This is a genomic window from Methylobacterium sp. GC_Met_3, assembly GCF_026540775.1.
GTDB lineage: Bacteria > Pseudomonadota > Alphaproteobacteria > Rhizobiales > Beijerinckiaceae > Methylobacterium.
In genome coordinates this window covers 1-24,764 of record NZ_JALNUL010000054.1, presented here as the reverse complement: position 1 = coordinate 24,764, position 24,764 = coordinate 1, and the positions used below count along the sequence as shown (strand labels likewise).

Below are 24,764 nucleotides of genomic sequence, written 5' to 3'. Positions count from 1 at the left end.
AATCTCGGCCCGGATGCGCTGGCGCTCGCGCTCCTCGATTTCGGGGCGGCGAGCCTGCCAGGCCAGAAAAGACTTCTCGCTAAACATTGTAGGCGCTCCCGGCCTCGATGGTTCGTCCGGCTCGCGGTCGGCCCCAATGGCTCGCCGGCCAGACGTAGGATTCCCCCCCGGCGATCCCGGGCAGGTTCGTGAACTCGATCACGGATCGGTGCTCGACCGCCGGGTGCAGCGGGAGCGGCAGTTCGATGGAGCGCTCCCGGCGCTCCCATAGGTCGGCAGCGTTCGGCCCGTATTCGGGGCAATCGGTGGGGCCGGCGCGCAGTCCGGTTTTGCGATTGACGAAGTAGATCTCCGTCTTCGTCAGGCCGCGAACGTCAGGGTAATACTGGCCGTCGAACTCGGCTTCCAGCATCGTGCTTAGCGGGTCGACACCGTCCGGCAAAAGCTTGTTCGCCTCGATAATGACTTTCCGCAGTTCGCGCGCCTGGCTCAGGATATCGGCCAATGCTTTCGCGGCCGGCAGGTACTCGCGCTCAAGAACCCTGCGCCCCTCTGCCAGCGCCTTCTCAGCCTGAGCGTAGGCGGCACGGCGACGGTTCTGCTCGGCCTGAGCCTCCGCGACTTCGACTTCACCGGCAAGACGGGCGCAGCGCGTGTCGGCGACCGCAACCCGACGCTCGACGGCGGCAAGCGCTGTCTCATGCGCCTCAAGCTCGGCCACGTCCTCACTCGCCAACACGGCGTCACGGCGCTCGGCTAGGTCGGTCTGAGCACGGACGGCATCCGCTCGCTCAGACTCGGCAGCGTCCAGATCGCGCCGCAGTCGCTCAAGATCAGCGGCGTCCGAAGCGCTGCCGATGCTTTCCTTTTTCTGCTTTCGACCCATCAGAGCCATGCGCTCACCTGTCCCTCTAAATCTCGTGCGGCTCGTCAGCGCCTTGACCGGCCGAAAATGGCAGCGGGGCCCGGAGACACTGTTTCCGTTATTCGATTGAGCCGCAGAACCGTCAAAAGGGTCGCCCCGTCCATAACGGCATCTGACCAAAGCAATACGGCGCGCACAACGCCGCATTCACGGCATTCACGGCACGGCTGAAGAGATATCTGAGAGACAAGGGCTTGAACTCAATCAGCTTGCTCACACAGGAAATTGCCTAAGGGTTCATCCGATATCTTGATCAGAGGCTTCCTGGCATGACCGTAGGCGCTGATGGCGGAGCGAGAGGTGTGCTCGCGCCGGAACTGCGCGGAGCACCACGATGCCAGATCCCGATCACGAGCCGCTCTCTAAGGCCGAGCAATACAGAATTCTCATCCAGAACGTTCAATACGACGAGGGGCTCGTTCAGAGGACGTTGGAGCTAATCGAGCGCTCACGCGCACTGCTGGAGGAAACCAAGCATCAGGTTCTCCCCCTAAGCCAGAAGGCTATTCAGCCTGCGGGCTGATACTCGCCAGCGCCCGCCGTACATCTTGCCAACGCCCCGCTCCCGGCACCACCGGCCAATCGTGTCGGCGTGGCGGCCGGCACGGACCGCGGCCTGTGCGACGGTCAGCAGATCGGGATGATCGGCGTGGATCGGCCAGCCGTTCTGTTTGGGCTCGGACGTGCCCTGCTGGCATTGGTCCATGTAGGCCCATACCGCCGACTGCGCAGTCGCGGCGACCATCTGTGCGGCGCGGGCGCGCTCAACCAAATCGGCTAGAACCGGATCCGCGAAGGAAGGATGCGGCCGCACCTCCATCAGCGCGGGAACTCCAACCAGGCGCGGCGGCGCGGCGGCCGGGTGCGGTGAGCCTTGCCTGTATTCGGATCAAGGACGAAGCCCGGCTCGGGTGCATCCACCCACTGCCGCTCCGTAGCCTTCGGTACGATGATGCGGCTGGGCTCGGCCCGGAGGCTGACGACCTCGACGTAGCGGGGGACGGAATGCTCGGTCATGCGCGTGCCCTCTCGCTGGCGGTATCCCTAGCCTCGACCTGGGCGAGGAACGTCTCGCAGGCGGTCTCATCAAAGGTGGTTCCGGCACGCCGGGCCAGGGCAGCCCAGTCGGGTCCAGGGAAATCCGTCGTGCCGCACAGCTCGCCGACGGAGAGCCCTTTGGCGAAGCCCTCGAACCCGTAGGCGCCCAGGGCCTGTGCCGCCGTGTCGTCGAGGGCGTTCGCGACCATGACGCTCAGGACGTAGGCCAGCTCTATCGAGGCGCCAGCCGCCAAGGCGCTCTCGGCCACGGTCCTCTCAGCCGATCCGATGATGCTGCGCGCGATCACCACCTCGGGCTCGTAGCCGTCGGTTTTTTCCGGCGCTGGAAAAAACTCTTTCGGTCGCATCACGCGAGGCCGATCCGACGCCAGCTTCCGCGCCCGGTGTGCGCCCTTGTCCTCGAAGGTTTGGCTGGGCTGAGTCCGACCGATCCAGTTAAGAGCATCCTCGCGGTTCAGTTTGCCGTCGGAACGTACAGGCAGGCCGGCCTTCACGTATTGGCTGACACGCGCCTTAGAAATCTTCAGCTCGGCAGCAAGTGCAGCCTTAGTTGTGATTGCCATGAGTCGGCTGCCAAATGTGAAGGGTTAAGTGGTTTTCAGGGGTTGCACCTAGACAGGTCATTCACTCGCGCGGACCCTCGGGGGTCGTCACCCTCCCGAAGAACCTAGAGTAAACTTTGAAACTCTAATTCAACGTGGATGGTCTTTGGGTCCCACCTTCGGAGCCTGCCGGTAGGATGCCGTTCCCCTGGACCGGGTGCAGCGCCGGTCGTAGGCTCTGGCCATGACACCCACCGCCTACGTTGAGACGATCGTCATCCCGACCCTTCGTGAGGCGATGGCAGCACGCGACGATCGCCGCCCAAACTATCTCGCGTGCATCGTGATCTTCCACGTGCTCGACTACATCGCGGCTGCACGCGGCGAGCGTGTTGGGCCAGTGCGAGGTGCGGTCGAGAGGATGGGGCCTGCGGTTTATGAAGTAGCCCGGGGTATTTGCAACGGTACGAAGCACGCAGGCAATCAATCCGGCAATTACAGACATGTGCCAGGCGGTGAACTTGAAGTGCCTGAGTGGGTGTTCGACGTCGATGGTGCGGGCTGGGACGAGGGCCGCATCGACCATCCCGGCCTTGCCGTAACCTTTGAGGGCCAAGACTACTTCCTCGACCACGTGGCCCAACTGCTTCTGCTCAGGATTTGTCGACGCTACCCTGACGAGCTTGGTGCCGTAGATCTGTCGTTTCTCGACCCGGGTATTAGCGCGCACGAACAGCTTCCTGAACGTTCCGCCTGACGTCGCCGTTAGGGTGTGTCCCATCACCCGTGCCCTACATTGCCAGCCAGCGTGTCGAGCCTGGCGATGTTCTCGGCGCAGTCCTGTTCGATCCGGCGCAGCACGCTGAGAGCCATGCTGAAGGCCATGCCGCGCTCTTCATCGGTCAGCTCAGGCCAGCGCTGGCGGACCTCGTGATGAGCCTCGTCAGGATCCTCAGGCAGGCGACGGCTTTCCGCGACCATGAAGGCGAAGATGCTGGGCGTGCGGCTCGCGACTTCCTTGAGAAGGAAGGTGGCGAGGTCGGCTGAGGCGTCGGACACCATCAGGCGACGCGCCTCAGGGCGGCTGCGGGACCGGCGGGGTCTGGGCCGTCGTCATCATTGATCGGCGGAAGCCTGAAGCCCTCAGAGACGAGCTGCGCCCTCACGGTTCTGCGAACATACTCCGAGGTCGACACGCGGTTCTGGCGAGCGGCTCGCACTACTGCATCGGAGAGACCGCGCTCGGCGCGAAATCGAAGGGCTTCGGGGAAGGTCAGGGAGCGGCAGGAAGGCATGTCGAGCACCCATCAGCTTAAAGCTTCATGATGCCCAAAGATGCCGTTTCTGCCGCGTCTGTTCTACGTCGCCATTGCCGACATTGCCGAGCCGATGTTGTGCCATCGCTGAATTAGATCCAGCAAACCGATACGCTCGTAATACCGAACGACTGTTTGCTTTGATCGATTACCTGACAAGTAGGCGTTGAGGGCAACATGGTCGCCGTCGAGCAGCATCTCCAAGGCAACCCGGCTGACCACCCACGGGCCACCACCGACATGCCGACCGATATGATGCTGCTCACACCACAGCCGCATCGTCCGGACGGACTTGCCGGCGATCTCAGCGGCTTCCTCGACAGAGCACCCCTCGCGTCGGCTGAACGGAACGAGCACCTGCGGCACGTCCCGGTCGCCGTGTTCCCGGTTTCCCCTCAAGGGGTCCAAGGGGGGTGTAAGATCGGAAAGATTGTAAGATTGAGAGAGGGGTCTCATTCGTCGTCCCCCTCACCGTACCGGTTGCCCGATCTTACATTCTTACCGTTCTTACAGGGGTTATGGACCCCTGCGAGGCAGTAGATCCCGCGTCCCCCCTTATCGATCTCACCCGCACTCACCATCCGGAAAAGCATCACGTCGAGAGCGTTCCGGTTCTCCAATCCAGCACTGAGCATGATGTCCTTGGGCGACATCGGCTCGGGCGAGTTTCGCAGGGCATTGAGGATCAGGTTGCGTTCATCGCTGCGGCGGACATCGGCGGCGGCGCCAAGCATGGTCCAAGCGCCGGTGGTCCGGTCGAAGGACAGGGCGCTCTCGATCTCCTCGATATCGCGTCCGCGCCCGTAGAGCGTAGTCCCCTGGCTATCCCTAGCCAGCACCAGCGTCGTGTCGGCCGTGCCAGTAAGCCCCGTCGAGCCGGACAGGCAGTCGAACGGATCCTCCGCCTCGGCTTTGCGGGTGTGGTGGATCACCACCACGGCAACGCCGAACTCGGCGGCCAGACCTTGTAGCCCCTCCAGGGATCGCACGTCGTAGTCGTAGATCCCCTCGTTGCCTTTCATGGCCGGCCGGACCTTGTTGAGCACGTCCACGATCACGAGGCGCGGATCCGGCTGGCTCTCAATCCAGGCGCGGATGTCATCGAGGCCACCGTCGTCGAGCCGACGGCAGTTCAGATCGTAGTGCAATCTTACAGGCTTCTTACCGGTGGGCAGCAGTTGGCCCAGCCGCTTCTGAAGCCGGCGCTTGTTGTCCTCCAGCGCGAGGTAGAGAACATCACCCTGCTCGACCTCGATGTTGCCGAGCGCGACACCGCCCATGGCCACCGCGATGGCGGTCCCGAGCAGAAACCACGACTTGCCCAGCTTAGGCTTGCCGCCGAACAGGGTTAGCCCTTCGGCGAAGATGCCGGGGACGATGTAGCGGATGGGCGGCAACACCTCGTCCATCAGTTCTGCGGCAGTAGCGGATCCGAAGCGGCGCGCTTGCGGCTTGGGAGGCAGCGGCGGCAGACGCTCGATCTTGTAAGCGGCTTCAGCCATTGGCCACCTCCATCGCGACATCATTGAGATCGGCACCCGCGACGATGGGGTGCACGAGGAACACCTCCTTGCCGGCCCGTCGCCACCGGTCGGAACACAGCTCGGATGCGCTCCGCCCCGCCGGATCGTCATCGACCGCGATCCAGAGGCATTCGATCCCGGACAACACCGGGAAGCTGGTGATCCCGCCCGCGTTCAGGAGCGACCAGACGGGGGTGTCCCCAAACTCGGGGAGACCCTGAAGCGAGAGCGTAGTTTCGATGCCCTCACCGATGCCGAGGCAGGTGGTCACTTCCTCGTCGGCGGTGAGTTTTACGGCGCCGCCGCGAATGCTTCCGAGGGCGAGTCGGTCCTTGCCACTGACCTCGATCTTCCGCCCTTCGAGGTTCAGCGCCGTCCGGTGGATCGCCTGCGGCCGGTTGGTGACGACGTTCCGGACCAACCCGACCATGGCCGGGGTACGGCTACCCGCGAACGGGCAGGACGGATGAAACCGCAGAACTTCGTGTACATTGTCCACGAAGTCGAGGCCGCGGTGATCAAGGTGCCTGGCGACCGGCGACTCGGCCGGCTGCCGGGCCTCCCGCCAGATCCGAAGCGCGAGCGCCGTGCGGTCGGAGCCTGCTTCAAGTTGTACATTGTCAGACTTGAAATCTCCCGACGGCTGGAGAACTTTCGCGTCGACGCGAAAATTAGATCTAACCGCCGGCGGTTGATTTCTACCGGCGCCAGTAGAACCACTGTTTACATTGTCATCAGTGATTCCGAGCTGCTCGCGGACATAGTCCCGGCAGGCGCCAAACTCATCACCGGCATGGCTGTGCAGGGTGAACCCGCCCGGTGCTGAGGCGTCGAACAGGATGCTGAGTGAGCGGTCTTGGCGGCTATGGTACGGACCGGGGCAGACGATGCCCCGGCCGACCACTTCACCACCGAGCGCGCGCGCTGCGAAGCGAAGGTCCATCATCGGCTCTCCTCCAGCATATCAGAGATCCGACCGATGAAAGCCCGTTCCGACTCTTCGGCCACACGCGCAACGGCCAGAGCGTCCGACGGCAGCAAGGCCTCGATCTCAGTTCGCAGGAGGCGGCGCAGGATGCCGGCGGGCATGGCCTCGGCCTCGACCGTCTCTCGGACGTGCGGCGCACGCCGGTCACCGGCTTTTCGAGGTTTCGCGGGCAGGTCGTAAAACTCGATCTGCTCCAGTGTGATCCCGAGCCGGGTGAACGACATGTCCACGTCGGCGAGCAGGTGGCTGCGCAGCTCGCGCTCCAGCGCCACGTCGATCAGCACGCCGGCCGGATCGAAGTCGCCGATGTAGAAGATCACTACCGGCTTGCCGTCGCGGCGGGCGTTGATGCTCTCGGCGGCTTGGTAGGCCAGCGAGATGGAGGAGAACCCGCCGCACGGGTACAGGCTGACGGCAAGCTCCTCGCAGTCGCCCTGGATCGTGCCGGCGATCGACCGGCTCTCCGTCCAGACCTCCACGTAGTGGTGGGCCATCTGCCAGAGATCTGCGCGGTAGAGCCCCTGCACCCGGCGCAGGAAGTCGCCCGTGCCGGAGAACGTGTCCACGAAATAGCCGCGGCGGGTCGCGTCCGTGATCCACCCGTAAGGCAAGGTGCCGGCCCGGCGCATCTTCACAATCCGGTCCTGAACCTGCGCGTAGCCCGCGTCGGACTTCTCGACCGGCTCGGGCAGGCGCGGGTTCGTCATCCGGTAGAAGACGTGGCGGACCGACTGCGGGTGGTCCTCGGCGAGCACGTCGAGGATCTGCTGCTCAAGCTGCCCGACCTGGGCAGCGGTGCGCCGGACCCGCTTTATCCGGCCCGCCTGATAAGTTGGATTGAGGACAGGGGCGTTCATGCAGCACCCCCGTTCACTGAAGGCCGAAGCGTTGCCGCGGCTTGGCTAGCGGCCAGGAGTGCCCGACCGGCGCACCCAAGAGCGTGGGCCATACCGGGACCGTCTTGGGCGGCGGCGAGGTGGGCGGCGGCCTCCGCGTACCGAGCGGCTAAGCCGGCCCGCTCGGCAACCGCATCGAAGGTGAGCGGCGTGCCGGGGTTGGTTCTGGAGAGCGTCATCGTGCGCCCTCCCTCAGGAATGCGCGGGCCGCAACGCGCCCGGCAACGACGGCGATGACGAAACCCTGAGGGTCCATAACCGCTGTCAGGGCGCTTGCCAGGGAGGGGCGTTCCGCCCTATCTCTGACCTCGGTTCTTTGGTCGGGACCACCAATCTTGACGCCGTTGCGGGCTCCAACCCCCGCAGCGGCGTTGCTCTTTTTAACACCCACGACATGTTCCTTTCGTCGCTGTGCGACGAGGAACGAAAGTCAGCTAAATCAACGGGCTATCGATGCCTTCCAAGCTGAATACCCGGGTTCGATTCCCGGTACCCGCTCCACGCCTGTCTCTGCCGTTAAGCACGCGCCGCGCATCCGCAGCGAGCCCGTCGGTCCGAGCCGCCGCGCAACCTCTTGAGAGCGTAGACCGGCGCTTGTACCTGTCGTTCAGGTAGCGATGCCGAACTTTTTCGCTCTAAGCAGCAATGCTACGGCCCGCTCTCGGCGGCCGTCCGGATGTAGATTGGCGGGTCCCCCTGGTCCGGGCCGTCGCATCATCATGCGTTCCAACTACATCCCCGACGGCGACGACACGCACGTCGGCTGGCAGCTCTGCTTGGTTCAACCGCCGCGGAGTGTCGGCATGACCGATCCAACTGACTTGGCGGATCGGCTCGCTGCCCTGGAAGCCGACAACGCCCGCCTGCGTCGGCTGCTGGATGGAGCGGGTACGCCCGACGGCCTGCGTCACGGATTGCGCAACACAACGGCGATGATGCGCACGATCATGCACCGATCCGCCGAGAGCGCCGGCGATGTCGAGGGCTACGTGGCGCATCTCGATGGACGGTTCAGAGCCGTGATGCAGGTGCAGGCCGCCACGGATGTGCAGGGCGAGGCGGACCTGCACAGTCTCGTATCGGACGAACTGCTGTTCCACCTCGTGCGGGAAGGCGAGCAGGCTACGATCAGTGGTCCGCGGTTGCGGCTCAGGCCGAAGGCGGCGCTGGTCCTGGCCCTGGCGCTGCACGAGTTGACCAGCAACGCGGTCGAGCACGGCTCCCTGGCCCTGCCGCAGGGGCATGTCGATGTCCGATGGCGGATCCAGCCGCTGGACGGTCCCGGGTCGGGCGAACCGATGCTTCACCTGGACTGGAAGGAGTGGGGCGGCGTCGCGGTGGCCGAGCCGGCGCGGCTTCGGCACGGAGGTCCTGTACGAAATGCTGGTCTACGAGTTCGAAGCACAGGCCGCACTCGATTTCGAGGTGGACGGCCTGCGCTTCAGCCTGCGTCTGCCGCTCGTGCCGACGGTCGGACGCGTGATCGCGGTCGCCGATGCCGAGGCATCGCGCGATCCCTGAATCACCACCTGTCCGGAGATGTCCCCGACCTCACAGTTGTTCGATGCGCCGGCTCCGACGGGGGTCAGGTCGCTCAGTGGGATCGTGACCCTCGACAGGTCGAGCGGCGCCGTCGGGCCGGCCGGGAAGGTCGCCTCCCAGCCCGCGCCGAGGGCCTTCGACAGCGCCACGAAGTCGGTCGACGTCGCCGCTCTCGCTGAGGCGCCGCAGCGCAGCGGAGGCCTCGAAGGAGTCCTCCAGATTGCGCGGCGATCCCTGGAGCCCTCCTTCGAGGCCTGCTAGCGCGGGCATCTCAGGATGAGGGGATCGGATGGGATGGTCCCGGCATGGCAGGCGGTCGTGTACTGCGTGCAACACCATCGGGCACGACTCGCACAGCATATCGCGAGCTCAGGACGCCCTCCGCAGGGTGATCCGCGTCAGCTCGGACGGGCGCCCGAGGCGGAGGGCGAAGCCGGGCCAGAGCGCGGTTCCGTTGCTGACATAGAGCAGCATGGTCCCGACCCGGTATGCGCCCGAGACGAACCCGGCATTGCCCCGTGCCACCAGCCGGTCCAGGCCGCGGATCATGCCGCCATGGGTATGGCCGGAGAGCTGCAGTGCCACGCCGCGCGCCGCGCTTTTCGCGGCGTTCGCCGGCTGGTGGTCCAGCAGCACGATCGGTGCGCCGCCAGGTGCACCCGCGAGGGCGGCGTCGAGGTCCGGACCCGGGTGACCGGTTGCGCGCGCCGAGCGATCGGTGACTCCGGCCAACACCAGCGCGCCGCCGTCGCGCCGCAGGACCGTGTGGGCATTGGAGAGGATGCGGATACCCAGCCCTGCCAGATGGCGCATCCAGCCATCGAAATCGAAAAAGTACTCGTGGTTGCCGGGCACGGCCCAGACGCCGTCTCGCGCTCGCAGGGCGTGCAACGGCTCCACGTCGTTCCGCCGGGCTTCCAGCGAACCGTCGATGAAGTCGCCGGTCACGACGATCAGGTCGACCTTGAGGTCGTTGGCGCGCGTGACCACGGCCCGCGCCCAGGCGGCCGTGAACAGGCGGCTGATATGCAGATCCGTCAGGTGCAGGATCGTGTAGCCGTCGAAGCCGGGCGGCAGGCCTGGGATCGTCACGGGGACTTCCTTCAATGGCGGGACGCGCACGGCCTGCCGCACTGCGACCGCCGCGAGGAGCACGGCCGTGAAGCCGACTGCGAGGCGCCACACGGTCGGGATCGCCCAATCGCCGCCGGGCAGGGCCATCGACGCCAGCGCGACGAGATCGAGGGCGAGCTGCAGGGGCGCGGCCAGCGCGATCGCGCCGAACACGCCGTTGAATAGGATCACCACCGGGCGCGGGAATTCCGGCGCGAAGACAGATCCGGAGGAGAGCCGGCTCCACAGGTGGTACTGCGAGGCGGCCAGGAGGATCGCGGCGAGGCCGAGCCGGAGCGCGAGCGGCCACGGCAGGGGCCACACCATCCGCGCGATAACGTAAATGGCGGGCAGGCTGGGGATCAGGCGGATCATGGCCGGCTACATGGACCGGGCGCCGACCGGAAGGCAAAGCTTGCGGCCGGGTTGGCCATGGTGCCCCCTGTCTGACGCCGCCAAAACCGACGCGCCGCACGCCCTGTGTCGGATCACGCGCGGGCCAGGGCCGCCGCAAACTCCGCCTCCGGCAGATGCGCACCGCCCGTGGTCCAGACCACGTGAGTGGCGGAAACCACATCCGCCGGCGGAGTCTCAGCAAGGAACCGGTTAAGCGCGGCGAAGCCTGAGGCCGCCGAGGGTTCGAGGCGCATCCCCGCGCCCGACCACAGCACCTTCAGCCAGCGGAACAGATCCGCGTCGGGGACCGTCACCACCGCGTCGATCAGCCTGCCGACGGTGCGGGCGACCAGCAGGGAGGCGCTCGCCACCGCCAGCCCATCGGCCGCCGTCCGGTTGTCGAGCCCAGCCTCGTAGACGCTGACGGACCGGTCGAGACCGGAGGCGAGCTGCACGAGCATGCAGGGTGCGGCCACCGGTTCCACGAAGACCGGCCGCACGGCATCGCCGAACAGCAGCGTCAGCCCGAAGGTCACGCCCCCCGGCGCGCCGCCGACGCCGCAGGGCAGGTAGACGTAGAGCGGATGCGCCGCATCGACGGCGATCCCGGCCTCGGCGAGCTGGCGCTGAAGGTCGAGCGCCGCCGCCGCATAGCCAAGGAACAGGTCGACCGAATCCTCGTCGTCGACAAAATGAGCGTCGGAGCGGTCCTGGAAGGCCTCCCGCGCGGCGGCGACCGCGAGACCGTAATCCCCCGGATGCTCGACGACGCGCGCGCCGAGCTCGCGCAGGCGCTGCTTCTTCCAGGCCTTGGCGTCGTGTGACATGTGCACCTCGACCGCGAAGCCAAGGGCGCGGCCCATCACGCCGACGCTGAAGCCGAGATTGCCGGTGCTGCCGACCGCGACCGTGTGGCGGGCGAACAGATCGCGGAAGACGTCGGATGCGAACGCCGCGTAGGACAGGCCGGGCCGCAGGAGACCGGCCGCCTCAGCCAGCGTCTCCGCATAGGCCAGGACCTCGTAGACGCCGCCCCGGGCCTTGATGCAGCCGGTAACCGGCAGGTCGTGATCGGCCTTGACCCAGACGGAGCCCGGGGCGTCGCCCAGCAGGGTCCGGCTGAGGTCGGGCGCGACGGGCAGCAACGGCGAGTCGATCCTCCCATCTTCGGTGCCGTCGAACAGTTGCGCCAGGAGCGGGTCGAAGCGGCGCCAGCGCGCCTCCGCCTGGCGCATGTCGGCTTCGGAGAATGCCGACGCGGCCAGCACCGCGGCGGCGTCCTGGCGGTGCGGATTGCGCCAGACGGTCGGCTCGGCCCGTCGCACGGGCGCCGGTATAGGTGGCTCACCGGAGGTCCCGCGCGGCGTAGCGTTGACGGTCATGGCATCGTCCTCTCGCGTGTCCAGCCCGGGGCTCAGCGGCCGCCCCGATGCACGACGAGCGGGCCGAAGGCTTGGCAGACCGGCATGAGCTCGATGACGTTGATGTTCACCCGGGCCGGCCGGGTGGCGGCCCAGCACACCGTGTCGGCAACGTCGTCGGGCGTCAGCGCGTCGGCACCGTCGTAAACGCTTGCCGCACGGGTGTCGTCGCCGCGGAAGCGTACGTTGGAGAACTCGGTGCCGCCGACGAGGCCCGGGTCGATCTCGGTGACCCGCACCCGCGTGCCGACGAGATCGGCGCGCAGGTTGAGCGAGAACTGCCGGACGAACGCCTTGGTAGCCCCGTAGACGTTCCCACCGGGATAGGGATAGCTCGCAGCCGTCGATCCGATGTTGACGACGTGGCCGGTGTCGCGGGCGACCATCCCGGGCAGCACCGCGCGGGTCACGTACATCAGGCCCTTGACGTTGGTGTCGACCATCGCCTCCCAGCCGTCGAGGTCCGCGGCCTGTGCGGGTTCGAGCCCGACCGCGAGGCCGGCATTGTTCACGAGCACGTCGATGTCGGCGAAAGCCGCGGGGAGGCCGGCGACCGCGTCCTCGACCGCCGGCCTGTCCCGGACGTCGAGTTCGAGGGCATGGACCACGTGGTCGCCGAGTTCGTCGACCAAGGCCCGAAGCCGATCGCGACGGCGCCCGGCCGCGACGATCGTCTGTCCGGCCTGCGCGAAGCGCCGCGCGATCGCGAGGCCGAAGCCCGATGTCGCGCCGGTGACGAGAATGCTCATGTCGATCTCCTGCCCGTGCCGGGGGTATCAGGCTGCGTCGTCCTTGACGTAGGACGCAAGCCCGTTGCCGAAGGACCACTCGTCGCGCGCGTTCAGCGAGAGGACGATCAGCACGTCCTCCGGGCGCAGGCCGGGATCCGCCACGAGGTTGTCGGTGATCGCCCGATAGAGCGCCTTCTTCTGCGCCGTGTCCCGCCAATTCCCGGCGATAATGTTGATGATCACGAGGTCGTCGGTGCGGTGGAGGCCGAGATAACTGGAATCGTAGATCAGCTCGTCCCGCTCGTGCTGGTGGATAAGTTGGAAGCGATCGTCGGCCGTCACACCGAAGGCCTCGATCAGGCCGCCACGGACGCCGTCGGAGACGGCACGGATATGCTCCGACGACTGACCCTTGATCAGCGAGATACGGACCAGGGGCATGAACGATCAACCGCTCATGCAGAGCCAAGTCCAGAGGCTTCAGGCGGGCATCACCGGCCTGACGGCCGAGACTCTGCATGAGGTCGGCCCCCTGGTCTGCGTGCTGGTCGAGCAGGTTCCGCTGTCGGGATGGAGCGTGGGCGGCGAACCGGTGACCTGGGCCGCACAGGTGGATGCCATCATCAGCGCGGAGACGAACACATCCGAGGAGAAGGCACGGTTCATTGCCGAGACGAGCCGCCTCCTGAAGGATGTTCTCGGTTCTGGCCTCGCCGAAGTCTCCTATGTGGAGATCCACGAAGTGCCGAAGGACTCGTGGGTATATGATGGCCTGACCCAAGCTCACCGAGCGCAGCACCGCTGAGCCCGCCCGCGGAGACGTCAGCCTCCACCGCGCATGCAACCGCTGCACCCGTCGCTCGTTGGCGGAGTTAGGGGCGGACCATTCCGATCGAGGCAGGTCGGTGTCGAAATTGAAGAAACACACGGCGCACCTGATCGCCGTCCATCAGAAGCGCGAGGCCGTCCGGGTCTACGCGGTCCTGGCCCAGTCGGCGACGGCGGCCTTGGCGCAGGTCACCGAAATGGCGACGGACGACATGCAGGTGGAACTGACGGGCTCCCTCGGGCGCGACCTCGCCCGGCGCCTTGGTCTCAAACCTGGCGAGATGCGTCTGGTCTGAAAGGCGCACGCCCTCACCTCATGGCAGCACGAGGCCGGAGGCGGCATAGATCAATGCCGCCACCAGACCGGCGGCCGGCATCGTGACCACCCAGGCGACGACGATCCCCTGTGCCACGTTCCAGCGGACGGCGGAAACGCGGCGGGCCGCGCCGACACCGATGATCGCCCCCGTGATCGTGTGTGTCGTGGAGACCGGGATTCCGAACGCCGTTGCGGCAAACAGGGTCAGCGCCCCGCCCGTCTCGGCGCAGAAGCCCTGCGCGGGCGTCAGGCGCGTGATCTTCGATCCCATCGTGTGCACGATGCGCCAGCCGCCGAACAGGGTGCCGAGCGCCATCGCGATCTGGCACGACAGGACCACCCAGAGCGGCACGTGGAACTCGCCGCTGCCCGCCCCGTGGGCGTAGAGGAGCACGGCGATGATGCCCATCGTCTTCTGCGCGTCGTTGCCGCCGTGGCCGAGCGAGTAGAGCGAGGCCGAAACGAATTGCATGCTGCGGAACACGCGATCGACGGCGACCGGCGTGGAGCGGACGAAGATCCACGAGACCGCCAGCACGAGGATCAGGGCGAGCACGAAGCCCAGCGCCGGCGAGAGCACGATGGCGGCGCTCGTGGCGACGACGCCCGGCCAGACGATCGCGCCGAGACCGGCCTTCGCGATGCCGGCGCCCAGAAGGCCCCCGATGAGCGCGTGCGAGCTGGAGGACGGAATGCCGGCGTACCACGTGACCAGATTCCAGACGATCGCGCCGCCGAGCGCACCGAGGATCACCCGATCGTTCACGACGGTGACGTCGATGATCCCGGAGCCGACCGTGCCGGCGACGTGCAGGCCGAACACGAGGAAGGCCACGAAGTTGAAGAAGGCGGCCCAGAACACGGCGTAGCGTGGCGCCAGCACCCGGGTCGAGACGATGGTGGCAATCGAGTTCGCAGCATCGTGCAGGCCGTTCAGGAAGTCGAACACCAGCGCGATGGCGATGAGGGCGATCAGGAGGGTCACGCGGGCGATCCCTCGGCTCAGACGTGCTCGACCACGATACTGCTGACTTGGTTCGCCACGTCCTCGAACCGATCCATGACCTTCTCCAAGTGATCGTAGAGCCCGGAGCCGACCAGGAACGCCATCGGATCCTGTCGGGAGGCCCTGAACAGCATCTTCACCCCTTCGTTGTGCAGATCGTCGGCTTGGCCCTCGAGCTGGATGACCCGTTCGGTCAGCGCATTCAGGGCGGCGGCGTTCTCGCCGAGGGACCGCAGCTTCGGAAGCGCCTCGGCGACCACGGCAGCGGCCTCCTGGATCACCGCCCCCATCTGGCGCATTGACGGCTCGAAGGTCGTCACCTCGAACAGCTGGACCGCCTTGGCGGTCTTGAGCATCTGGTCGATGGCGTCATCGAGCGAGCCGACCAGCGCCTGGATGTCGCCGCGGTCGAACGGGGTGATGAAGGTCCGGCGAACCGCCAGCAGGGCGTCGCGGGTGACCGCGTCGGCCTTGTCCTCGTGCTCGGCGATGGCGCGGCATGCGACCGGGATATCCTGCGTCCCGTCGAGCAGCGCGCGGAGGGATGCCGCCCCGTCCACGAGGGTGCCGGCGTGCTGTTCGAACAGGTCGAAGAACCGGTCCTCCTTCGGCATCAGCGCACGGAACCAAGACAGCATGGTGCGTCCCTGTATGGGGGGCGGAGGGTACTAAGCGCGTAACCGGTCTCGGCGACGCGCCGTGAGGCTCAAGGGTATTGTGACATCCCGCCATCAACCTAAGACTGGATCTTCAGCCGGCTAGGGTTGGTCATCAGAGACGTAGGCGGATCCGCCGGTATTCGGCCCACACAGCACTTCGCTGGTATTGGGAAGCCAAATTGTGTCATACCTCTGGCCTAGCTTTGTCTGATACCTGACTTAGCCTCGATCCTGCGCAGGCTTGCCGGCTTCGGCGCATCGCGAAGGCAGCAGGCCACGGGCATGATCCTGACACCGACAATGTTGACCGCCATGCTCAGGGGGGACGACGTCGATCTCTGCTACATCCAGCAGGCGCTCGCGACCGTATGCGCGCAGAAAGGGGACGAGGCGGACACCTTCCTCGACAAGATCCTGACGACGGTGCCGATGAAGCGCGCCGCGATCGTGCGCACGCTGGCCGCCCAGGTCCGCGGCGAACGGCTCGCGAACCCACAGGCCACTGACGGACGCAGGACGTAGAACGGGCAGGTCCGCAGCAGGGGGCACGCGCCCGGCACCCATTGGTGGGTGTCAGTGCCAGGGGACTTGAGGAGAGTTTCGGCCCGCTCCCTTCGTTCCTACGAAATTCAGGCACCTGCGCCGCCGCGCTCTCTTTCCTTGCGGTGAGGAGCTGAAGGTGGGGGAGGTGCAGGAAGCACCGGAGCGCTCGATCCTGCACCACCCCCGCTCCTGACCCCTCCCCACAAGGAGGAGGGGAAATGCGGTCGTTATTAAAATCCTTGGTGTCCGGCGGAGACTTAGAAGCTCACTGGCCCGCCGCGCCGAGGTCCGATCGTCTCAAACAGAAGTGCACCGTGCCAAGCGTTTGACGTCGGTTTGACAATACTCACGCTCTTCCACCAGCCCATCGAAGAGCTGTTGGCAACTTGATCGGCCGCGGAACAAAACGACCGATCGTTTCTTGAGGGGCAGCTCGCAGGCTTCGCGCCGCATCGTTGGCGCAGACCGGCTTCCCCCATGAAAGCATCGACCACCGCCCTGGACGTCATCGAGCGGTTGCCCGCACGTTCGCGGACCGTCAATCGAATGGTCGTGAGTTGCGCGGTGATCCTGGCGCTGCTCGGCATTGCGGTCGGCGCCTTCACCTATCAGCAGCGCGGCAGCGAGGCAGTCCGGCACGCCATGGTGGTGGATGGCCAGCTCGGCCGCGTGTTGTTGGCAATCCAGGACGCCGAGACCGGGCAGCGCGGCTACCTGTTGACGGGGGATGAGACGTTCCTGCGCCCATTCCGGGACGGACGCGCGCAGGTCAGCCGCGAGATCGCCCGGCTGCACGACCACCTCCGGAACGACGACAGCCAGCGCGCTGAACTCGATGCCCTAATCCCGCTCCTCAGGGACAAACTGAACGAACTCGGCACGTCGATCGAACTGCGCCGAAGCGGCGAGATCGAGGCGAGTCAGGAGCAGGTGCGGCAGGGGGACGGACGGCAGGTGATGGACGAGATCCGGGCGATCATCGGCCGGATGGAGGACCACGAAGCCGCGCTGATGGAGCAGCGTCAGGCCGCGAATTCCCGGGCCGCTCTGCTGATCTGGGGCTTGCTTGCCGCCGTCGTGATCGCGCTCGTCCTGTTCGCCATGTCAGCCACGCGCGAAGCGGCGCGCCGCCGGAGCCTGTCGCGCTTCCTGCCGCAGGAGCTGGTCTCGCGACTCGCTGACGACGATGGCAGCCTCAAAGCCGGCCGGCGCCAGCAGGCGGTGATCGCCTTCATCGACATGCGCGGCTCCACCACCATCGCCGAACATCTCGACCCGCAGGAACTCTCGGCCTTCCTGTCCGCCTTCCGCCGACGGGTGATGCGCATCTCCCGCCTGTACGGCGGTGTCGTCGACAAGTTCATCGGCGACGGCGCCCTCGTGGTGTTCGGCCTGCCCGAGCCGACAGCCGACGACGCGGCGCGCGCCGTGGCCTTCGCCAGCGATCTCGTCGAGGTCATCGCCCGCTGGAACGACAAGGGCGACCACGATGCCACGGTGCGCATCGGCATCGGCCTGCACTGCGGCGAGGTGTTCAGCGGGATCATCGGCGAGGACGCCCGCTACGAATTCACGGTGCTCGGCGACACGGTCAACGTGGCGGCGCGGCTGGAGCAGGCGACAAAGACCCACGGGGTCTCGGTGCTGGCCTCGGAGGCCGTCCGACGCGCAGCCGGAACGACCACGGTGGCGTGGCGGGAGATCAGCCGGGAACCGCTCCGGGGCCGGCGGGAGCCGATGGCCTACTACACTTTCGCGTCAACGGCGCCGGCCACCCTGCCGTCGGACCGCGAGGCTTTAGGTGATCCGGCCGCATCCTGACGCCGCACCGCTCGTCGTCGGCCGGGCCGACGCCTATCTGGGACAGCCGGCACGGATCGTCTCGGCGTCGTCCGTCGGACGGAAACGGGTTCGGGACGACAGCATCGGAGGACGTCATGGTCGATACGGACAGGATCACGGGTGCCGCGCGGGAGCTCGGCGGCAAGGTCCAGAGCGCGGTCGGCGACCTCGCCGGCTCGGACCGAGAGTCAATCGAAGGCCGTCTTCACGAGGCGCGGGGCGCGGCCGAGAACCTCTACGGCCAGACCAAGGATGCGGTCCGGCATGCGGCCGACGCGGTGTCGCAACAGGCCGAGGAGGTCTACGATCACGGTCGCGAATATGCCTGGGAGGGCCACCAGAAGTCGGTCGAATGGCCCCATGCCTCGCTCGTCGTGGCCGGGCTCGTCGGTTTGGGCCTCGGCCTGCTGATCAGCAAGCTCTGATCCGCGCCGCCGGGCGCCGAATGCCTTCCTCTGCGGGCGGCGCGACTTAGGCCGCCCGACAGAACCAGCCCGAGGGGAGCCGCCATGAAAGTCTCAGCCGACCTGTGCATCGTGCCGATGGGCGTCGGCCCGTCCGTTTCGCCCTACGTCCGCGAGGTCAAGGCGATCGTCGAGGCGAGCGGGCTGACCGCCACGATGCATCCCAACGGCACCAACATCGAGGGCGAGCTGTCTGAGATCTGTGCGCTGGCCGAGCGGTGCGAGGCGAAGCTTGCCGAGATGGGCGTTCAGCGGACCTTCTTCACGCTGATCTTCTCGACACGGCGGGACAAGGACCAGTCCATGGCCGACAAGCTCGCGGCCGTGACCTGACCGCGACGGAAGCGGAGGCAGCCGCAGTGACGCGCCTGTGATCCGACGTGGCCCTCGCGCGTTCCCTTGGTCCGGTCGCTGACGTGCCGGGTGGGAGGACGGCATGGCCGAGCAGGAGAACGGTGAGATCCGGATCGAGCCCTATGACGGCCCGGCGGGCGGTTGGGGCTCGGCCCGGTCGCTGGTCGAGATCCTGACCCGGGAGGGCGTACCGATCACCGGCTCGGCCCTGCTGCGGAAGCAGAACAAGCCGGACGGCTACATGTGCACGTCGTGCGCCTGGGCGAAGCCCGCGAAGCCTTTGGCCTTCGAGTATTGTGAGAACGGCGCCAAGGCGACCGCCTGGGAGCAGACGCGCCGACGCGCGACCCCCGATTTCTTCGCCGTCCATACCGTGACCGAGCTACTCGGCTGGAGCGACTACGCCCTGGAGGAGCAGGGCCGCCTCACCCATCCCCTGCGCTACGATCCCGAGACCGATCGCTACCGCCCGGTCTCCTGGGAGGACGCCATGGCCGAGATCGGCCGGGAGCTGAAGGCCCTGCGCGAGGCGGATCCGCACTCGGTGGTGTTCTATGCCTCCGGCCGGGCCTCGCTGGAAACCAGCTACATGTGGGCGCTGCTCGCCCGGCTCTACGGCAACAACAACCTGCCGGATTCCTCCAACATGTGCCACGAGCCGACCTCGGTGGCGCTGCCGCAATCGATCGGTGCCCCGGTGGGCACGGTCCTGCTGGAGGATTTCGAGACCACCGACCTAATCTTTTTCTTCGGTCAGAATGTCGGCTCGAATTCACCCCGAATGCTGCACCCGCTGCAGGAGGCGCGGCGCCGGGGCGCGCAGATCATCACCTTCAACCCGCTGCGAGAGCGGGGCCTGGAGCGCTTCACCGATCCGCAATCGCCGGTCGAGATGCTGACGCGCTCCTCCACACGGATCTCGACCCAGTACCATCAGGTAAAAGCCGGCGGCGACCTCGCGGCGCTCACCGGCCTGTGCAAGGCGCTGCTCGCCCTGGACCGGGAAGCCGAGGCGGCGGGCAAGCCCCGGGTGCTCGACCACGCCTTCATCGCCGAGCACACCCACGGCTTCGAAGACTTCGTGCGCTTCTGCGATGGCCAGGACTGGGCCGCGCTGGAGCGGCGCTCCGGACTGAAACGGCAGGGGCTTGAGGCCGCCGCCGCGGTCTACGCACGCGCCAAGGCGGTGATCGGCATCTACGGGATGGGCCTGACCCAGCACCGCAAGGGCACCGAGACCGTGCGGATGCTGGTCAACCTGCTGCTCATGCGCGGCAATATCGGCAAGCCGGGCGCCGGGATCTGCCCGGTGCGGGGCCATTCGAACGTGCAGGGCCAGCGCACGGTCGGCATCACCGAAAAACCGGAACTGGCGCCCCTCGACAAGCTCAAGGAACTCTATGGTTTTGAGCCGCCGCGCGAGAAGGGCCTCAACACGGTCGAGGCCTGCGAAGGCATCCTCGATGGCAGCGTGAAGGCCTTCATCGGACTCGGCGGCAACTTCCTGCGGGCGATCCCCGATACCGGCCGGATGGAGCCAGCCTGGAGAACCCAGCGCCTGACCGTGCAGGTTTCGACCAAGCTCAACCGCTCACACCTCGTGACCGGGGCGGTCGCCTATATCCTGCCCTGCCTTGGGCGCATCGAGATCGATCAGCAGGCGAGCGGTCCGCAAGCGGTCTCGATGGAGAGCTCCACCGCGCAGTTCCACGGGTCCCGGGGGGCGTCCGAACCGGTCGGGCCGCATGTGCGCTCCGAACCCTGGATTGTCGCCGAGATCGCCAAGGCGACCCTGCCGGCCAATCCGCGGATCGACTGGGATTCGTGGGTCGGTGATTACGGCCGGGTGCGCGATGCCATCGAGGCCACCTATCCGAAGGTGTTTCACGACCTGAACGGGCGGATGTTCCAGCCCGGAGGGCTGATCAAGCCGCTCGGCGCCCGTGACCGGAAGTGGGAGACCGAGACCGGCCGGGCGAATTTCGCGGTGCCGGAAGGCCTCGAGGCCGATCCGGACCTGCCGGCCCGCGGGCACGACATCCTCGACCTGATCACGCTGCGGTCGAACGACCAGTTCAACACCACGGTCTACGGCTACGACGACCGTTTCCGCGGCGTGAAGGGCACCCGTTCCGTGCTGTTCATGAACCGCCAGGACATCGCCCGGCTCGGGCTCAAGGACGGCGGGGGCGTCGACGTGGAAACGGAGGCGGATGATCAGGTGGAGCGGCGCGTGACCGGCCTCCGCGTGGTCGCCTACGACATCCCCGAGGGGAATTGCGGCGGCTACTATCCGGAGCTGAACGTCCTGCTGCCGCTCTGGCACCATGACGAGCAGGCCAAGACGCCGGCCGCCAAGGCGATCACGGTGCGTGTGACCGCGTCGACGCATCCGGTCTGAACCGGCCGGGGCGTCTGGCGCGCGGTCGGACTCTCCGGCATGGAACGGCCATGGATCAGGCGACACCACCGGATGCGCAGCCGGACATTCAGGCGGATGCCCGGCTGCACACGCTCATCGAGCGGATCGCCGCCGGAATGGTTGTGCGGGAGCCGGGCTCGGACCTCTCGCACCTGATCGCATCCCCAGGCGCACTCGCCGCAGCGGGTTTCGACGGGCCGGGTTGTGCGGATCCCGAATCCGGCGGCTTGCCCCTCGCGGAGGCCGATCTGTCCCGGGCCCGCATGGAGGAGTCCGATTTCTCCGCGGCCAACCTGCGCCGGGCCACGCTTACCGGTGCGGTCGGGCGGTCCACGCGTTTCACCGGCGCGATCCTGGAGGCCGCCGACCTGTCCAACGCCGACCTGTCGGGGGCGGACTTTTCCGACATCGTCGCGGGTCAGGTCCGATTCGCCGGCGCCATGCTGGAGGATGCACGCTTCGGGCAGGCCGCGATGCGCTTCGCCGACCTGTCCGGCGCGCTGCTCGACGGCACGGACTTCGCAAGCGCCGATCTTTGGGGCGCGGATTTCACCGGAGCGGACGCGGACGACACGGTGTTCCGCAACGCCCGGCTCGACGAGGCCAAGCTCGTCGATGCCAACCTGACGCATGCGGATTTCGCCGGCGCGAGCCTCGCCAAGGCGACGCTGGCGGGTTCGCGCCTCCAAGGGGCGAACTTTTCGGGGGCGAAGCTCGACGGGGCCGACCTCTCCGGGGCCGATCTGTCGGATACCGATCTCGTACGGCTGAACCTCGCCACCTGCCGGCTACGGCATGCCCGCTTCTCGGGGGCATGGCTCAACGGGACGCGGATGAGCGTCGAGCAGCTCGGCGGCGCGGTCGGCGAGGAGGTGGCGGGCGATTTCGAGGGCGCGCAGGCGAGCTACCTCGCCCTGGAGCAGAACTGGAAGAGCATCGGCAGCCACGATGCGGCGAGCTGGGCTTACAAGCGCGGCCGACGGATGGGCCGCTTCCACGCCGGCCGGCAGGCGCGCGCCGCCTGGAATGGGCGGGACGGGGCCGGATTGCTGCGGCACGGTTACCGCTGGACCGCCGACCGTTTCGTCGAGTGGTTGTGCGATTACGGCGAGAGCTTGTCGCGCATCGCCCGTGCATTCGCACTGCTGATCGTGGTGTTCGCGGGTCTCTACGGCCTGACGGGCGGCCTGATCATCCTGGAGGGGCCCGAGGCGGGGCCGACCTACAACCCCCTCGATCTTATGAGCTACAGCGCCCTCAACATGATGACCGCGAACCCACCGGAGATCGGCCTCAAGCCCACCGGCCGCGTCACCAATCTGCTGGTCGGCCTCGAAGGCGCGGTCGGCATCATCCTGATGGGGCTCTACGGCTTCGTCCTGGGCAACCGCCTGCGACGGTGAGGGCTGAGCGTCGTCCGGGGCTCCCTCATTCGGTCACGCTGAGCCGCTCGATCACCAGGCTCAGATCCTTGCGCAGGGCCCGGATCTCCGGCTCGCTGAGTTCGAGCTGGCACATCACGGCCTCGCGAACTGCAACGGCCTCGGCGCGGAGCGCCGTGCCCTCCGGCGTCAGCGCGATCTCGACCTCGCGCTCGTCCGACTGGCGGCGGGTGCGCAGCAGGAAACCCGCGCTCTCCAGACGCTTCAGCACCGGCGTCAGCGTGCCGGAGTCGAGCCGCAGCCGCCGGCCGATCTCCGAGACCGTGACGCCGTCCTGCTCCCACAGCACGAGGAGCACGAGGTACTGCGGATAGGTCAGCCCGAGGCGTTCAAGGAGCGGCCGGTAGGATTTCGTCATCCGGTGTGCGGCCGCGTAGAGCGCGTAGCAAAGCTGATTGTCGAGGAGGAGCGCGTCCGTCTCGCGCTCAACCTCCACCATGTCGGCACTCTGCACCATATCGTTCGCCTATCGCGGTCCGGGCACCGCACCTCTCGACCGCGACCGCGGATCCGTCACGATACCACAACGCGCGAAGCCGGCACACGAGCTTCAGCCGGCGAACTTTGTCTCTCAACAAACCCATTCGGCTCAGGATGCTGGCCGCGCAACTGACTTCAGACTGGCGAGGAGGCCAGCCTCGTCTTCCAGCGTGCGCAAGTCCAACAGGATCACATCGCCGCTGATCCGGCCGATCACCGGCACCGGCAGCGCCCGCAGGCGTTCGGCGAGGCGCTTGCACCGCCCTCCCGCGCCGCGGCGTGGCGATCCCGCCTCCGCGTCGGGGGTGAGCACCAGGGCGGCGCTGGGCAGTGTCTCCACCGGCAGGGCGCCGGACCCGATCTGGCTGATGCACGCCGCGACCGAGACGGTGGCCGAGCCGGCGAAGCACTCCGCCACCGCGGGAGCGAGGCGCTCCGCCTGCGCGGCGATCGACGCCCGGTCCCGGGTGAGCAGCCGCAGGGTCGGCAGTTCCTCGGCCAGCCTCTCGGGATGGAGGTAGAGCCGCAGTACCGCTGCGAGCGCCGCATAGGTCATCTTGTCGACCCGCAGCGCCCGCTTCAGCGGGTTCTTGCGCACGCGGGCGATGAGATCCTTCCGGCCCGCCACGATCCCGCACTGGACCGCGCCCAGCAACTTATCGCCGCTGAAGGTGACGAGATCGGCCCGCTCGAGGGCAGCGCGGACGGTCGGCTCCGGGGGCAGGCCGTAAGCGGCGAGATCGACGAGATTGCCGCTGCCGAGGTCGTCGGCCAGCGGCACGCCACGCTCCAGGCAGAGGGCGTGAAGCGCCTCGGGGTCGGCGGCGGCCGTGAAGCCCGCGATGGCGTAGTTGCTCGGATGCACCTTCATGACGAGGCCGGTGCGCGGGCCGATCGCCTCCGCGTAGTCGTGCAGGTGGGTGCGGTTTGTGGTGCCGACCTCGTGCAGCCGGCACCCGGCCCGCACCATCACGTCCGGTACCCGGAACGAGCCGCCGATCTCCACGAGCTCGCCGCGGGAGACCACGACCTCCTTGCGCATGGCCAGGGCATTCAGCACCAGCAGCACGGCAGCGGCGTTGTTGTTGACAACCACCGCGGCCTCGGCGCCGGTCAGGCGACAGATCAGGGCCTCGACATGGTCGTCCCGCTCGCCGCGGGCGCCGGTCTCGATGTCGAATTCGAGATTGCTCGCCTGCACCATCACGGCGGCCACCGCCTCGGCGGCGGAGCGGGGCAACAGGGCTCGGCCCAGATTGGTGTGCAGAACCGTGCCGGTCAGGTTGAAGACCGGCCGCAGGGAGGGGCGTCGCTCGGCGGCGAGCCGCCGGCCCGCCTCCAGCCGGATCGCCGCCTCGTCGGGCACGGGGCCACCCTCCGCCCGGATGCCGGCCAGCACGGCCCGAACGGCCCCCGTGAAGGCCGTGCGCCCGTAAGCGGCGAGGTCTTCCGGCGCGGCGCCGCCGACCAGGCGCTCGACCGACGGGATTCGCCGCGGGCTCTGCGCCGCATCGTCGGGTGTCGGGCGAATCTTGGCGGGTGAATTCATGGCAGGAATAGAGATAACGATCCGGCTGTCCTGAGCCAGCCTCATCCATTGCGGATTATCCGCGCAGGTTGTTCCATCCTCGCTGCGCCGTTAAGGGCAAACCCTGAAAACCGTGGGCGCCGGCACTCCGCATCCTTGCGGCTGCGCCTGGACCGCGCGATCACGCCACGATCGCAACCCGTCGATGGAGACGCCGCATGTCCCGATCTGCTGCCCCGATCCATCCGATGATCCTCTGTGGGGGAACTGGGACGCGCCTGTGGCCGGCCTCGCGCGAGAGCATGCCCAAGCAATTCGCCAAGCTGGTGGACGCGAAGGTCTCGACCTTCCAGGCCAGCCTGGAACGGGTCGCCGACACGGGCGTGTTCGCGACGCCCACCGTCATCGCCTCGGCCGAGGCCCGC

The 24,764-nt window shown here is 67.2% G+C and carries 27 protein-coding genes and 1 pseudogene; 11 read left to right on the top strand and 17 right to left on the bottom strand.

Going from position 1 to position 24,764, the window contains the following annotated elements:
* Window positions 1-79: 79 nt before the first annotated feature.
* The 4 genes from OXS27_RS28110 to OXS27_RS28095 all read right to left on the bottom strand — a co-directional run bounded on the left by OXS27_RS28110 (window position 80) and on the right by OXS27_RS28095 (window position 2,478).
* Window positions 80-895 (bottom strand): hypothetical protein, encoded by an 816-nt coding sequence (locus OXS27_RS28110; protein WP_267360611.1) that lies wholly within the window; start codon window positions 893-895, stop codon window positions 80-82.
* A 520-nt stretch (window positions 896-1,415) separates the two neighbouring features.
* A complete protein-coding gene (locus OXS27_RS28105; protein ID WP_267360609.1) occupies window positions 1,416-1,745 on the bottom strand; it encodes a hypothetical protein in 330 nt (109 codons plus the stop codon).
* A complete protein-coding gene (locus tag OXS27_RS28100; protein ID WP_267360607.1) occupies window positions 1,745-1,942 on the bottom strand; it encodes a hypothetical protein in 198 nt (65 codons plus the stop codon). The genes OXS27_RS28105 and OXS27_RS28100 overlap by 1 nt, the downstream gene beginning before the upstream one ends.
* Window positions 1,939-2,478 (bottom strand): hypothetical protein, encoded by a 540-nt coding sequence (locus OXS27_RS28095; RefSeq protein ID WP_267360605.1) that lies wholly within the window; start codon window positions 2,476-2,478, stop codon window positions 1,939-1,941. Before OXS27_RS28095 ends, OXS27_RS28100 begins: the two co-directional genes overlap by 4 nt.
* A 292-nt stretch (window positions 2,479-2,770) precedes the next feature.
* On the opposite strand from OXS27_RS28095, the gene OXS27_RS28090 reads away from it, so the two are divergent.
* Complete coding sequence (locus tag OXS27_RS28090; RefSeq protein WP_267360604.1) at window positions 2,771-3,283, top strand: hypothetical protein; 513 nt, start codon at window positions 2,771-2,773, stop codon at window positions 3,281-3,283.
* 23 nt (window positions 3,284-3,306) lie between these two features.
* Here OXS27_RS28090 and OXS27_RS28085 read toward each other — a convergent pair whose 3' ends face one another.
* The 5 genes from OXS27_RS28085 to OXS27_RS28065 all read right to left on the bottom strand — a co-directional run bounded on the left by OXS27_RS28085 (window position 3,307) and on the right by OXS27_RS28065 (window position 7,210).
* Window positions 3,307-3,588, bottom strand: a complete 282-nt coding sequence (locus OXS27_RS28085) for a hypothetical protein (RefSeq protein WP_267360602.1) — start codon at window positions 3,586-3,588, stop codon at window positions 3,307-3,309.
* A gap of 296 nt (window positions 3,589-3,884) precedes the next feature.
* Window positions 3,885-4,208: a helix-turn-helix domain-containing protein gene (locus OXS27_RS28080; RefSeq protein ID WP_267360600.1), complete on the bottom strand. Its 324-nt coding sequence runs from the start codon at window positions 4,206-4,208 to the stop codon at window positions 3,885-3,887.
* Between the two features lie 86 nt (window positions 4,209-4,294).
* Window positions 4,295-5,344, bottom strand: coding sequence for an AAA family ATPase (locus tag OXS27_RS28075; RefSeq protein WP_267360598.1), 1,050 nt, complete (start codon window positions 5,342-5,344; stop codon window positions 4,295-4,297).
* A complete protein-coding gene (locus tag OXS27_RS28070) occupies window positions 5,337-6,311 on the bottom strand; it encodes a toprim domain-containing protein (protein WP_267360596.1) in 975 nt (324 codons plus the stop codon). Before OXS27_RS28070 ends, OXS27_RS28075 begins: the two co-directional genes overlap by 8 nt.
* A complete protein-coding gene (locus OXS27_RS28065; protein ID WP_267360594.1) occupies window positions 6,308-7,210 on the bottom strand; it encodes a hypothetical protein in 903 nt (300 codons plus the stop codon). The genes OXS27_RS28070 and OXS27_RS28065 overlap by 4 nt, the downstream gene beginning before the upstream one ends.
* Window positions 7,211-8,052: 842 nt before the next feature.
* Here OXS27_RS28065 and OXS27_RS28060 point away from each other — a divergent pair.
* A pseudogene (locus OXS27_RS28060) lies at window positions 8,053-8,770 on the top strand (HWE histidine kinase domain-containing protein).
* Window positions 8,771-9,160: 390 nt separating this feature from the next.
* Here OXS27_RS28060 and OXS27_RS28055 read toward each other — a convergent pair.
* The 4 genes from OXS27_RS28055 to OXS27_RS28040 all read right to left on the bottom strand — a co-directional run bounded on the left by OXS27_RS28055 (window position 9,161) and on the right by OXS27_RS28040 (window position 12,893).
* Window positions 9,161-10,279, bottom strand: a complete 1,119-nt coding sequence (locus OXS27_RS28055) for a metallophosphoesterase (protein WP_267360592.1) — start codon at window positions 10,277-10,279, stop codon at window positions 9,161-9,163.
* Between the two features lie 113 nt (window positions 10,280-10,392).
* Window positions 10,393-11,682, bottom strand: coding sequence for a D-serine ammonia-lyase (locus OXS27_RS28050; protein ID WP_267360590.1), 1,290 nt, complete (start codon window positions 11,680-11,682; stop codon window positions 10,393-10,395).
* 32 nt (window positions 11,683-11,714) lie between these two features.
* A complete protein-coding gene (locus tag OXS27_RS28045; RefSeq protein ID WP_267360588.1) occupies window positions 11,715-12,470 on the bottom strand; it encodes an SDR family NAD(P)-dependent oxidoreductase in 756 nt (251 codons plus the stop codon).
* Between the two features lie 27 nt (window positions 12,471-12,497).
* Entirely contained in the window at window positions 12,498-12,893 is a 396-nt protein-coding gene (locus tag OXS27_RS28040) for a tautomerase family protein (RefSeq protein ID WP_267360586.1), read from the bottom strand.
* Here OXS27_RS28040 and OXS27_RS28035 point away from each other — a divergent pair.
* The gene (locus OXS27_RS28035) at window positions 12,892-13,257 is read left to right on the top strand and encodes a tautomerase family protein (RefSeq protein ID WP_267360585.1); all 366 of its coding nucleotides are present in this window, start codon (window positions 12,892-12,894) and stop codon (window positions 13,255-13,257) included. The genes OXS27_RS28040 and OXS27_RS28035 overlap by 2 nt on opposite strands.
* Before the next feature lie 109 nt (window positions 13,258-13,366).
* Window positions 13,367-13,576, top strand: coding sequence for a hypothetical protein (locus OXS27_RS28030; protein ID WP_243916210.1), 210 nt, complete (start codon window positions 13,367-13,369; stop codon window positions 13,574-13,576).
* 18 nt (window positions 13,577-13,594) lie between these two features.
* Here the strand turns inward: OXS27_RS28030 and OXS27_RS28025 are convergent, their stop codons facing one another.
* A complete protein-coding gene (locus tag OXS27_RS28025) occupies window positions 13,595-14,584 on the bottom strand; it encodes an inorganic phosphate transporter (RefSeq protein ID WP_267360582.1) in 990 nt (329 codons plus the stop codon).
* A 17-nt stretch (window positions 14,585-14,601) separates the two neighbouring features.
* Window positions 14,602-15,243 (bottom strand): DUF47 family protein, encoded by a 642-nt coding sequence (locus tag OXS27_RS28020; protein WP_267360580.1) that lies wholly within the window; start codon window positions 15,241-15,243, stop codon window positions 14,602-14,604.
* Window positions 15,244-15,546: 303 nt separating this feature from the next.
* On the opposite strand from OXS27_RS28020, the gene OXS27_RS28015 reads away from it, so the two are divergent.
* From OXS27_RS28015 to OXS27_RS27990, 6 genes are all read left to right on the top strand, one after another.
* Window positions 15,547-15,786 carry a hypothetical protein gene (locus OXS27_RS28015; protein WP_267360578.1) on the top strand — a complete coding sequence of 80 codons (240 nt, stop codon included), beginning with the start codon at window positions 15,547-15,549 and terminating at the stop codon, window positions 15,784-15,786.
* Between the two features lie 498 nt (window positions 15,787-16,284).
* Window positions 16,285-17,628, top strand: a complete 1,344-nt coding sequence (locus OXS27_RS28010) for a CHASE3 domain-containing protein (protein ID WP_267360576.1) — start codon at window positions 16,285-16,287, stop codon at window positions 17,626-17,628.
* 116 nt (window positions 17,629-17,744) lie between these two features.
* Window positions 17,745-18,074, top strand: coding sequence for a CsbD family protein (locus tag OXS27_RS28005; protein ID WP_267360574.1), 330 nt, complete (start codon window positions 17,745-17,747; stop codon window positions 18,072-18,074).
* A gap of 84 nt (window positions 18,075-18,158) precedes the next feature.
* Entirely contained in the window at window positions 18,159-18,446 is a 288-nt protein-coding gene (locus OXS27_RS28000) for an MTH1187 family thiamine-binding protein (RefSeq protein WP_243916216.1), read from the top strand.
* 103 nt (window positions 18,447-18,549) lie between these two features.
* Window positions 18,550-20,868, top strand: a complete 2,319-nt coding sequence (locus tag OXS27_RS27995) for an FdhF/YdeP family oxidoreductase (RefSeq protein WP_267360572.1) — start codon at window positions 18,550-18,552, stop codon at window positions 20,866-20,868.
* Between the two features lie 50 nt (window positions 20,869-20,918).
* Window positions 20,919-22,292 carry a pentapeptide repeat-containing protein gene (locus OXS27_RS27990; RefSeq protein WP_267360570.1) on the top strand — a complete coding sequence of 458 codons (1,374 nt, stop codon included), beginning with the start codon at window positions 20,919-20,921 and terminating at the stop codon, window positions 22,290-22,292.
* A 25-nt stretch (window positions 22,293-22,317) separates the two neighbouring features.
* Here OXS27_RS27990 and OXS27_RS27985 read toward each other — a convergent pair whose 3' ends face one another.
* Together OXS27_RS27985 and selA are read right to left on the bottom strand one after the other, a co-directional pair.
* Window positions 22,318-22,788, bottom strand: coding sequence for a MarR family transcriptional regulator (locus OXS27_RS27985; RefSeq protein WP_243916219.1), 471 nt, complete (start codon window positions 22,786-22,788; stop codon window positions 22,318-22,320).
* 132 nt (window positions 22,789-22,920) lie between these two features.
* Entirely contained in the window at window positions 22,921-24,360 is a 1,440-nt protein-coding gene (gene selA / locus OXS27_RS27980) for an L-seryl-tRNA(Sec) selenium transferase (RefSeq protein ID WP_267360567.1), read from the bottom strand.
* 197 nt (window positions 24,361-24,557) lie between these two features.
* Here selA and OXS27_RS27975 point away from each other — a divergent pair.
* A partial coding sequence (locus OXS27_RS27975) for a sugar phosphate nucleotidyltransferase (protein WP_267360565.1) occupies window positions 24,558-24,764 on the top strand: 207 nt, incomplete at its 3' end.